This window comes from Methylobacterium nigriterrae (genome assembly GCF_037106235.1).
Classification (GTDB): Bacteria; Pseudomonadota; Alphaproteobacteria; order Rhizobiales; family Beijerinckiaceae; genus Methylobacterium; species Methylobacterium nigriterrae.
In genome coordinates this window covers 1-9,734 of record NZ_JBAWTG010000157.1, presented here as the reverse complement: position 1 = coordinate 9,734, position 9,734 = coordinate 1, and the positions used below count along the sequence as shown (strand labels likewise).

Sequence of the window (9,734 nt, the reverse complement as noted above, 5' to 3'; positions counted from 1 at the left end):
CGGAGGCGGGCCCGCAGCTCCGCAGCATCGAGGCCGGGGCGCCAGGGGCCGAACTGTCTGGAAGTGTGCATGATCCTAGTTCTGGAATTTGTTCCTGTCCGCTGGGGTATAACCCTAATGGACAAGCTGAGCCATGCGCGAGGCGCATGCAGCTGCACGGCGCCACTTCAGACAGCCGGCCTGGATAGGTCAGCGCTTGAAGGAGTGGCTCGCGAGACGAGCACGGCTCGCAGGCTGCGCAGGCCCCTGGTGACGTGGCCCGGCAGGAAGAGGAACTCGATCAGGCCCGTGTAGAGGACCAGTCCGAGGCCGGTGGCGATAAGCGAGCGCGTCCAGCTCGGCCAGCCGAGGGCAGCGAGGAGATGGAACGCCGCGAGGAAGCCCGCCAGGAAGCCGAGCCCGGCTAAAGCGACGCGCAGCGCAGAGGCGAGCTGCGGCCCCCAAGGCATGGGACAAACCTTCCTCAGCGCGAGAAAGGCTATAGGCACCATGCAGGCCGATGCTGCCGACCAGCCGAGGCCGACGCCTGCCAGCCCGAACTGCGCCCCGACTGTGATGGCGACGGCCAGGATAGCGACCTGGATCGCTGCAAGCCGCAGATACAGGTCCGGTCGTTGTGCAGCCGAGAGCGCGTCGCCCACCAGCGCCCAGAGCGGCAGCGTGAAGGCCGCCAAGCTCATCGCCTCCAGCACGACGACGGATCCCTCCCACTTCGCCCCGAAAAGCACCGGGAGGATGTGGGCGCTCGTTCCCAGCGCGAGCAGCAGCGGCATCCAGACGGCCAGAACCGAGCAAGCCATCTCATTGTAGTCGGCGGCGAAGCGCTTCGGGTCGGAGAGCCGGCTCAGCACCGGCATGATCAGCTTGCGCATCGGCAGCAGGACCACCACGCGCGCCATCTCGATCAGCCGGGCCGCGAGCGCATAGTAGCCGACCGTCACGGGGTCGAGGAACAGTCCGACCAGCAGGCTGTCGGCCGTGGTGCCGAGCTCGGTGGCCACGGTGGCGCCCATGAAGTGGCTGCCAAACCGCGCGAAGGCTCGGGCCTGCCCGACGTCGAAGATCAGGCGGGGGCGCCAGCGGTCCGCGCGCCAGAGCACCCAGACTGACACCGTCGCCTGCACGAGCTGCAGTGCGACGAGCGACCAGATCCCAGCGCCGCCAACGGCGAGCGCGATGCCGACCACGCCGCCGACGCTGCGGCCCAGGAAGGTTCGCCGCGCCAGCGCCGAGGTATCGAGGTTGCGCCGGAACAGGACAATTTGGACGCTGATCAGGGCCTGGAGCGGCGCCAGCAGGGCGACGCAGCGCAGGACGGGTTCCATCTCGGGTGCGCCATAGAGGCTGGCCACGGGCCCAGCGAGCACCTGGACAAGCAGGAAGATGAGGCTGGCGAGCGCGAGGTTCATCCAGAAGGCCGTCGAGACGTGCCGCTCGTCGAGTTCTGGCACTTGGATCAGCGCGTCCGCGATGCCCTGGTAGATGACCACGCTCATCAGGCCGACGAAGGCCATGGCCAGCGCGAAGGTCCCGTAGGCGTGCGGTCCGATCATCCGGGCGATCACAAGAAAGATCGCGAAGGGGATCCCCTGATCGCCAAGCACGTCGAGAAGCATCCAGAAATGCGCTTTCCTGGCTTGGTGCTGCACGGTTCAGACCTCGCGGGTAGGGATGATCACGGGACGGTTCAACGAGAACAAAGGTCCCAGGTCTTCTTCAGGAGAGCTTCCTCCGATGAGAGACGAGGAAGCCTTTCAGCAATGCCGCATCGGATGCGTTGGGAGGCATGAAGCCCCCATCCACCGGGCCGGCGCACGATATGGCACCATCTACACTCGTGTCCCTCCCCCTCTTCCGAGGTATTCCTTAAGTATATTTGACACAAGCGGTCACAAGGTTTTTGGCAAGCGACGGAAAGCTGTCAGTACCCGATGTCTGACTCGGCTCGACTGTCAGGCGGTGCGAGCTACTGCATCCTTAGTGGAAATCTGGATGCGCCAACGGACCTTCGTTTCCGCTAGGGCATACCCCAACGGACAAGATTTCTCCCCGCGGACAGGTCGCCAGTCCTCTCGTTCGTTTCAGAGGGATCTAGGGCTGCCTCGCGAGGTGTCTCAGAAGCCCGAAACCGGACCTTCTAACAGGAACAGGGTGTGTCACGGCGCGTGTCTCAGATCGGTATACCCCGCCGTGACAGCAGAAGCCCTGCGCTGAATGCGTGGCCGTGCCAATAGGCTCTTGGACGCGCCGCGAATGCGCGTTCCAAATCGCAGGAGCATCCACTTGGGACGGGCGCCGGACGGGCCCGGAACGTTCCACATGGGCAAGCCCCATTGGAACGCCTAGCTCAGGTCAGTGGGAAGCCCGGAGAGCGACATGCGGAGTTTCGAGGGCACGGCCTACGGCTCGCTCGAAGCCTTCAGGCTGACCGAGCGCGCTGTGCCGGCACCTTCCGCCGGTCAGGTGCGCATCCGCGTCGAGGCGACGGCGCTCGGCTTCGTGGATGGCCTGATCGTGCAGGGCCGCTACCAGATCAAGCCGCCACTGCCCTACGTGCCGGGCGGGGAGATCGCCGGGACAGTGGACGCCACCGGCGAAGGGGTTCGCCACCTCTCTGCAGGCGACCGCGTCGCCACATGGCAGCTCGGCGGCGGCCTGTCGGAATACGCCATTGTGGCGGCCGACGAGGTTGAGCCAATCCCAGCGGAACTCGACTTTGCGAGCGCCGCCGCGATGCTGGTGGACTACCAGACCGCCCGCTACGCGCTGCTCGAGCGGGGCCGAGTTCTGGCTGGTGAGACGGTGCTGGTTATGGGCGCTGCAGGCGGTGTTGGCTCGGCGGCGGTGCAGCTTGCTGCCAGGGCCGGCGCACACGTCGTTGCAGCTGCCTCAACGGCAGAGAAACGCGACCGCGCCCGCGCGCTGGGCGCACAAGCGACGATCAACTCCGCAAGCGAGGACATCCGGGCCGAGATCAGGGCAGCCGTGCCGCGAGGCGTCGTTGACGTGGTGGTCGATCCGGTCGGGGGCACGACCTTCGAGGCTCTGTTCCGGTCGCTTGCCAAGGAGGGCCGCCATCTCGTGATCGGCTTTGCGGGCGGGAGTATTCCGGCGCTTCCGGCGAACCTGGCGCTGCTGAAGAGCGCGGCGCTTGTGGGCGTGGAGATCCGCCATTTCCTTGCTGCCCGGCCGCAGGATGCCCGTGCGGCCCGGACGGCGCTGTTTGAGCAGGTCGCGTCCGGCGCATTGGCGAAGCCGCAGACCGCTCGATTTTCGCTGGCGCAGGCACATGAGGCTCTGGCTGCAACGTCACGGCGCGACAAGGCAGGCAAGGTTGTGGTTATCCAGCGCGCAGAAGCCAGTTCACCGGATCGCTGACGATCCTTGAGTTATGCCCACGATCCGCGCGGATCGCGGGCATAACGCCCAATCCGTGCGAAAGGGCCGGGATTGCGCGGCATTTTGATTTCCAAGCATGCACACCTAACAGGTTTAAGCCTCTGGAAAACCGTCGTTTTCCTGGCACAGCGTTCGGCGCGGCTTGGAACGTTCCACTGGGACAAGCCCTATTGGAACGCGTGACGCTGATAGCCGGCGCAGCTACACGAGAGGCCTTTCTGTGAGTGGGGCTCAGACCTGTTTGAACAGCCCATAAAACGCCTGCCTGATGTCGTCGAACATGGTCGCGAAAAAGAACATCAGGATGAACAGCGCTGCACTGAACGGACCAGGATAGCGGGCGGCCACGCTGCTCGCGTGGTCCGCGACGGCTCTGGTCGGCAAAAGCAGCCGCACGCACAAGACCACAACGACGCCAATGGCAGCTCCGCCCAAGACATCGCTTGCGTAGTGATAGCCCACGTAGATGCGCGGCAAGCAGACGATCAGCACGGACCACGCGTAGGAGAGCGCCCCGAGCGGCCGGGAGAAATGCCAGATCGCTGTCGAGGCTGCGAAGCTGAGCGCGGCGTGGTCGCTTGGGAAGGAACTCCAGTGCTCGGGTATATCTGCTTTCGCTCCAATCGGGGCCACGAAGGCAGGGTTGCCCGAGTGCAGAGGACGCAGCCGCAGTGGTGAGAGGTTTTGGGCCAAACGCGAAACTGCAACGGCGGCGAGCATCCCAGCAATGGCTTCGACTACTGTGTCCCGCGCGAGCCTCCTCTCGTCTTCTTGAAACCAAAGATAGACCAGAATTGCCATTAGTGGCAGGAGCTTGACGCTGTTCAGGTCGAGAAATCTTGAAGCAAACTTGTCAAAGAATTCCTGACGACCAGCTATAGTGGCTGCAACTTGAACTACATAATCATCAATCTTAGAAAGCATCGTCCGCTCATCGATCAGAGCGCCAGAATAGGGTCCTGGCTATTCAGTGTGCAGCTCGGCGACGCGCTTGGCGTGGTCAGATGTTCCAGCATTCCTTATTTTTGGTACCATAACGTCTAATCGGTGAGCAAGGCCACCCGATGGGACAGCCTCAGGGGAACTGGGCGGCTCCATAACATCCAAGCTGGGACTTTGGCGGGGTCGCAACGACGACGGAGCTGCCGCCCGGCTTCCGGCCTAATGCGGCGAGCGAGGCCATGCGGCTGACCGGCTACTACCTGTTCCACGACCTGCAGGCGTGATCCCGCCGGCCGCGGGTGGCTACCAGAGCCGCAGGGTCCAGCCGAACCCCACGACCATGGGGCTCGACAACAGGAGCGCCAGGGCAACACGTTGGATCTGCGCCCACTTTCCGTCTTCCGCAACGTGGTCGTTCATCGAGAGCCCCAGTAATCACGGCGCCTAACGTCGTAAGCCGGACTTCAGTTGCGAGCCTGCACATGGATGAGAGCCCCCGCCGACCGCTCCGAAGGCTGGCGGGGCACCTGCTGCCGACAGGACAGTTCGCGACAGGCAGCGGGAAGGTCACCGCCGAGGGTTAAGAGGGCCCTAACCACGTCGGATTACACTCGGGAAACCGTCGCGATTTCGCCCGTTTAGGTCCGCGAACTCGTCACTCGCACGAGTTCAGGAGGGCGTCATGGTCATCCTCAATCCGCTCACGGGCCAGCTTGTCGAGGTGCCGACGCCGAAGCCGCGCCCGAGGCTTTGACGCGGCCAGCGGGCTGATCGTCCAGGCACTTGGATACCTGCTCGGGTGTGAGCTTCATCGCGATCATCAGGCGCAACAGCTTCTCGGCCGCGCCGTGAACGCGTGACTTGCCCGTCGCCCAGCGCCGTGACGTAACTTCCTCGATCCCGAGAAAGGTCGCAGCAGCAACCTGCGTGAGGTCCAACTGCTTGAGGACAGCGCGATATTCGTCAGCGGTCATGATGGCCGCCGAGATGGGTAGCCGCTCGCGCCGGGACAATCATTTTGATCGGCTACGTGGCTCGATTAGGTGGCCACGCTGCGGGCTGCCCGGCTCCATAACACCCAATCGGCGCAGAAGCCGGCGGTCGGTCCAAGTCTGCTTGAGGGCATACCCAAACTGAACCGGGCGGCGTTACTCGGAAGACAGGTGGAGCAGGGCCCCTACTTCGCTCAGCGCTGTTTGTGGCGGATCGGCCTCGACCTGCTCGCTGGCCTGTTTCCCCTGCGGCGCAGCGCTCGGCTCATCGGGGTGTCGCTGTCGGGCTTCGCGCAGGACGAGCCGGACGGTCCGCGCCAGCCCGAGCTGGCGCTCTGATCGTCACGGCGGATCCGTAGCGCGGCGCGGCTCGATCCCCGCCCGGCAGGGGCCGAAGGAACCGACCCGCGCGGTGACGGGACCCGGCCCGGGCCCTCTGCGCGTCACGGGTTCTTGCGCGGGCGTTGATCCGGATCGATGCTGCCGTCCGCCTTCGTATCGTTGTCGACGTCGCCCTCAAAGGTCGAATCCCCCTGCAGATCCGCGGGGTCGACGCCGCGGCTCATGCCCTTCGAGGTGCCGATGCCGGGATTGCCCTTAAGGTCGGCGTCCGTCGGCGTGTCGGTCTTCAGGTGCTTGCCTGACATGCTGGCTCCTGTCCGGTTCTGGAGTGAGGCCAACGCATCGGGACGGAGGCGGTCTCCCGTGGCCCGTGCGGCGGTTCGCCTCCCGGTCCACCAGGCGCATACCCACATCGTACCGACGACAGCGCGTAGCTCGGCCGGAGCGCGCGAGCGTTCCAATAGGTTCGGAGACTCCAGAGAAGGCCCGTTCCAAAACGCCGGGGACGACCTCTGCGGAACGGCTCTGGAACGGTCCAATGGGCCAAGCCCCATTGGAACGCTGCGCTCTGTGTGGCTCTCCTGAGGACTGGCTCGGCCATCCCGTCGGCTCTCCCGGCTTACACGACTGGCGGCCGGTTGAACGCCATCTGACGTGTTTCAGCGCGCCCGATCTGCCGGCAACATCTCAGGCCGCGCTAAAATAAAATAAAACTGTATGATTCCCATGAAAAACCTCGTAGAGCTACTTAAGAGAGGCATGATTATTTAGACACAAGTTAGGAGGCGAAGGTGCTTGGCAGCTCATGCATGTCATTTATTTGCCTATTTGTCGCTGGGATCGCGGTTTCGGGAAGCGCTGCCGCAGAGAAGGCTTCTGCCTATCGCTTCTCTGGCAGTCACGCGGGTGGACCAGCGAATGCTCTTCCTCGGGGAACGGCCCCTCCTGATGGCTCGGCGAGTAGCCGCCCTATCAAGGCTGAGCAGCGCTACTCTGGAAGCCACGCCGGCGGGCCGAACAACGGCCTTCCCAGAGGGAACCTTAAACCGCTCCCGGTCGCGCGGAGGCTAAGCGTCGATCCGGCATACCAATACCCGGGAAGCTACTCTGGCGGTCCGGCGAATGGCTTCAGGCGCTGAGGCCCATTCGCTGTCCTTCGCCGCTAGCAACGTGGCCTGGACTCGGGTTCGTACGCCACCTGAGCTGAGGCGCTGCTCGATGAGCACGATCTGATCCCTCGAAGCGCGTATGCCCCTCCGGAAAGGGAGCGCGATGAACACGCCGCAGGGTCATTTGCACGAACTCGCCGAGATGGACCTCTATCTCAAAGAGGGCGCGTGGCTCATCCACACGGCAGAGGAGTGTCTGAAGCAGCTCGACGAAGCCGGTGCCTGTCAGGGGCAGCGACTGAGGTCAGCGCAGATCCTGAAGGTGATGAGGTGCATCCTTCTCCTGCTCCAGGAGCAGCGCGCCGGCTTGGCCAACACGGTCGCTGCCACCCCCCTGACTTCTTCGGTTCCAATGGCCGGCCGCTGGTGGCCGCTCCGGGGCCCCCGTCGGGCATTCCAGCCGAAGATCTTGTAGCGGCTTACCAGCCGGCCGTGTCGCTGTTCAACGTGAACTACCTGCACCTCCTCGACCGCGAGGGCCAGCACCTCGACGCCAATGGGCCTGATTGGCCCGATCCCGGTGAGCGCGCTGTGGCAGCGCCTGCAACGTTGACCCGTAACGCGGCAGCCCCGAAGCCGGCTGGATCTGCGGGAGCGTAGGGCAAGGAGGTCCGATGACGCTCTACTATTTCCACCTTCGGACGGCAGACGGTCTGGAGCGGGATGAGATCGGCATAACCCGGTTGCCTGCGCCTTCGAGATCCGGGATGAGGCCGATCAGCTCCTGATGGAGGTGCCGTTCCTGGAGCGGGTGACCAAGGGGCCGAGATCGCGCCCGCCGGCGGCACCCACGCTCTCGCCGGAGACGCACTCCAATGGCTCCGCCACCTGACGCGGGACCGACCAGAGTCACATAGAGGCGCACCGGGTCGCTTGAACTTGCTCAAACGAGCCCGAACCGAGTCGCGCCCCACCAGCACCACACGGGGACTGAACTCACATCGTCGTCACATCGATGTGACGCGAAGACAGGCGGAGGCATGTTCAAGAAGCTGCTGACATGGCCGGTGTTGCTGGTCCTAACCGCAACGTCTCCTGCTTTCGGGCAGAGGCAATCCCCAGTCCCACACCAAGCGTCGGAGATCGAGGCTCTCGTTAACAAGGCCGCTGCCGTTCTGAAGGAACAGGGCAGCAAAGCGTTCGGAGAGTTCAGGAAGAAGGGTGGGCCTTGGCGTTACGCGGATGTTTATCTATTCGCCATGGATATGCAGGGCGTCGTGCTGCTCAATGCCGGACACCCGAACCGCGAGGGTTGGGATATGCTAAACGAGCGCGATGCTGACGGGAAGCAATTCCACGTGGACCTCGTGGAGGTCGTTAGCAAATTTGGGTCTGGCTGGGTCGATTACATGTTTCCCAGGCCCGGTCAGGCTATCTCGACCGTGAAATGGAGCTACGTCTGCGGAACGCGGGTTGAGGGCGTCGAAGCGCTCGTGGGCGCTGGCGTCTACGTCGATTGACACCGCCTGGGTTTCCGGCAGAACGGTGAGGGAATTCGGCTCGCTTATCAGCGCTGAGGCAACCTCTTCGAAGGTCCGCAATGCCATCAATGAGCGGTCCTCGGTTGAAGACACCCTGGATGGCTGCTCAGGGTCGGAAGCTTCCATAACGCCCAATCCGCGAGCAGCGCCGCGCCCCTGCCAAGGTCCACTGAAGCAAGCCCTATTGGAACGGGCTTGGACCCAGCCCTGGCTCGGGCGTACACAAGTGGTTGAGGTGCTGCGCAGGGTCCGAGCCACGGTTCTCCGCTGACGAGCGCCTGATCGCTCTGTGCCGGGGAGCTGCGATGCCCACCCTGGAGCGGATGATGAAGCGCCAGCAGGTGCTGGCCGACTTCGGCGAGTTCGCCCTGCGCAGCGAGAACCTCGACGAGGTCCTCACCGAAGCCTGCAGGCTCGTGAGCGAGGCCCTCGGCATCCATCGCGCCAAGATCCTGGAGATCCAGCAGGACGAGCAATGCGTGCTCGTGCGCGCCGGCGTCGGCTGGGAGCCGGGCATCGTTGGGCGGCTGCGCCTGCCGATGAGGGAGCACTCCGAGACCTTCGCAATCAAGGAAGGCACGCCCATCATCACGCAGGACCTCCGCAAGGAGGAGCGCTTCGACGTCCCCGAGTTCATGAAGGAGGCCGGGGTCATCGCGTTCGCCAACGCGCCGATCTTCCTGCCGGGCAGGAAGCCCTACGGCCTGCTGCAGGTGGACGCGACCGAGCCGCGCGACTTCACTCAGCAAGACACCGAGTTCCTGCGCACCTACACCATCATCCTGGGTCCGGTGATCGACCGCCTGCACAAGGTGGGCGACCTGCGCACGAGCGAGGAGCGCTTCCGGCGCTTTGCCGAGCATTCGGCGAACGTGCTCTGGCTCGCCGACCTGGAGAGTGGGCAGCTCGATTACCTCAGCCCGGCCTTCGCGCAGGTCTGGGGCATGCCTCCCGAGGACATGCCGGATCTCGCGCGTTGGCTCGCCAGCGTCCACCCGGAGGACCGCGACGCCGCCGCGCAGGCGCTGGAGCGGGTAGGCGGTGGCGAGACGCTGGTTCTGGAGTACCGCATCCAACGCGCCTCGGACCGCGCGGTGCGCCGCATCCGCGACACCTTCTTCCCGATCCCGGGCATTGACGGACGGAGCCGGTCAGCGGGCGGGATCGCGCAGGATGTCACCACCGACACCGGCCTGCGCGCCTACGTGGTCGCGGTTGGGGGCGACACCCGGCGCGGCCTCGTTGATGCCCTGCAGGCCGCCGGGTACGAGGTGCAGGCCTTTGTGAGCGGTCAGGCCTTCCTCAAGATTGCGGGCTCGCTGATGTCCGGCTGCGTCGTGCTCGACCTGGAGGAGGCCGGCAGCTTGGGGGTCGCGAGTGAGCTGAAACCCTCGCGCTCGCACCTGCCC

9 protein-coding genes are annotated in these 9,734 nt (G+C 64.6%); 5 read left to right on the top strand and 4 right to left on the bottom strand.

Translation table 11 applies throughout. The features are described 5' to 3' along the window. Positions 1-167 precede the first annotated feature (167 nt). Positions 168-1,649 (bottom strand): lipopolysaccharide biosynthesis protein, encoded by a 1,482-nt coding sequence (locus WDW90_RS32195; protein ID WP_336491672.1) that lies wholly within the window; start codon positions 1,647-1,649, stop codon positions 168-170. 790 nt (positions 1,650-2,439) lie between these two features. On the opposite strand from WDW90_RS32195, the gene WDW90_RS32190 reads away from it, so the two are divergent. Beyond that, positions 2,440-3,378: an NADPH:quinone oxidoreductase family protein gene (locus WDW90_RS32190; RefSeq protein ID WP_336491671.1), complete on the top strand. Its 939-nt coding sequence runs from the start codon at positions 2,440-2,442 to the stop codon at positions 3,376-3,378. A gap of 252 nt (positions 3,379-3,630) precedes the next feature. Here WDW90_RS32190 and WDW90_RS32185 read toward each other — a convergent pair whose 3' ends face one another. Then, positions 3,631-4,323 carry a phosphatase PAP2 family protein gene (locus WDW90_RS32185; protein WP_336491670.1) on the bottom strand — a complete coding sequence of 231 codons (693 nt, stop codon included), beginning with the start codon at positions 4,321-4,323 and terminating at the stop codon, positions 3,631-3,633. A gap of 719 nt (positions 4,324-5,042) precedes the next feature. Beyond that, complete coding sequence (locus tag WDW90_RS32180; RefSeq protein WP_336491669.1) at positions 5,043-5,315, bottom strand: helix-turn-helix domain-containing protein; 273 nt, start codon at positions 5,313-5,315, stop codon at positions 5,043-5,045. 189 nt (positions 5,316-5,504) lie between these two features. Between WDW90_RS32180 and WDW90_RS32175 the strand changes: the two genes are divergently transcribed. After that, positions 5,505-5,672 carry a hypothetical protein gene (locus WDW90_RS32175; protein WP_336491668.1) on the top strand — a complete coding sequence of 56 codons (168 nt, stop codon included), beginning with the start codon at positions 5,505-5,507 and terminating at the stop codon, positions 5,670-5,672. 104 nt (positions 5,673-5,776) lie between these two features. On the opposite strand, the gene WDW90_RS32170 is transcribed toward WDW90_RS32175, so the two are convergent. After that, positions 5,777-5,980: a hypothetical protein gene (locus tag WDW90_RS32170; RefSeq protein WP_336491667.1), complete on the bottom strand. Its 204-nt coding sequence runs from the start codon at positions 5,978-5,980 to the stop codon at positions 5,777-5,779. Between the two features lie 967 nt (positions 5,981-6,947). On the opposite strand from WDW90_RS32170, the gene WDW90_RS32165 reads away from it, so the two are divergent. The 3 genes from WDW90_RS32165 to WDW90_RS32155 all read left to right on the top strand — a co-directional run. After that, positions 6,948-7,259 (top strand): hypothetical protein, encoded by a 312-nt coding sequence (locus tag WDW90_RS32165; protein WP_336491665.1) that lies wholly within the window; start codon positions 6,948-6,950, stop codon positions 7,257-7,259. Positions 7,260-7,824: 565 nt separating this feature from the next. After that, positions 7,825-8,304 carry a cache domain-containing protein gene (locus WDW90_RS32160; RefSeq protein ID WP_336491663.1) on the top strand — a complete coding sequence of 160 codons (480 nt, stop codon included), beginning with the start codon at positions 7,825-7,827 and terminating at the stop codon, positions 8,302-8,304. 326 nt (positions 8,305-8,630) lie between these two features. Further along, positions 8,631-9,734 (top strand): GAF domain-containing protein (locus tag WDW90_RS32155; RefSeq protein WP_336491662.1); only part of this gene is annotated, 1,104 nt, incomplete at its 3' end.

What these genes read in the sequence shown, in the direction of transcription:
- WDW90_RS32185 (WP_336491670.1), bottom strand. Translation starts at nt 4,323, where the DNA reads ATGCTTTCTAAGATTGATGATTATGTAGTTCAAGTTGCAGCCACTATA.
- WDW90_RS32180 (WP_336491669.1), bottom strand. Translation starts at nt 5,315, where the DNA reads ATGACCGCTGACGAATATCGCGCTGTCCTCAAGCAGTTGGACCTCACG.
- WDW90_RS32170 (WP_336491667.1), bottom strand. Translation starts at nt 5,980, where the DNA reads ATGTCAGGCAAGCACCTGAAGACCGACACGCCGACGGACGCCGACCTT.
- WDW90_RS32165 (WP_336491665.1), top strand. Translation starts at nt 6,948, where the DNA reads ATGAACACGCCGCAGGGTCATTTGCACGAACTCGCCGAGATGGACCTC.
- WDW90_RS32160 (WP_336491663.1), top strand. Translation starts at nt 7,825, where the DNA reads ATGTTCAAGAAGCTGCTGACATGGCCGGTGTTGCTGGTCCTAACCGCA.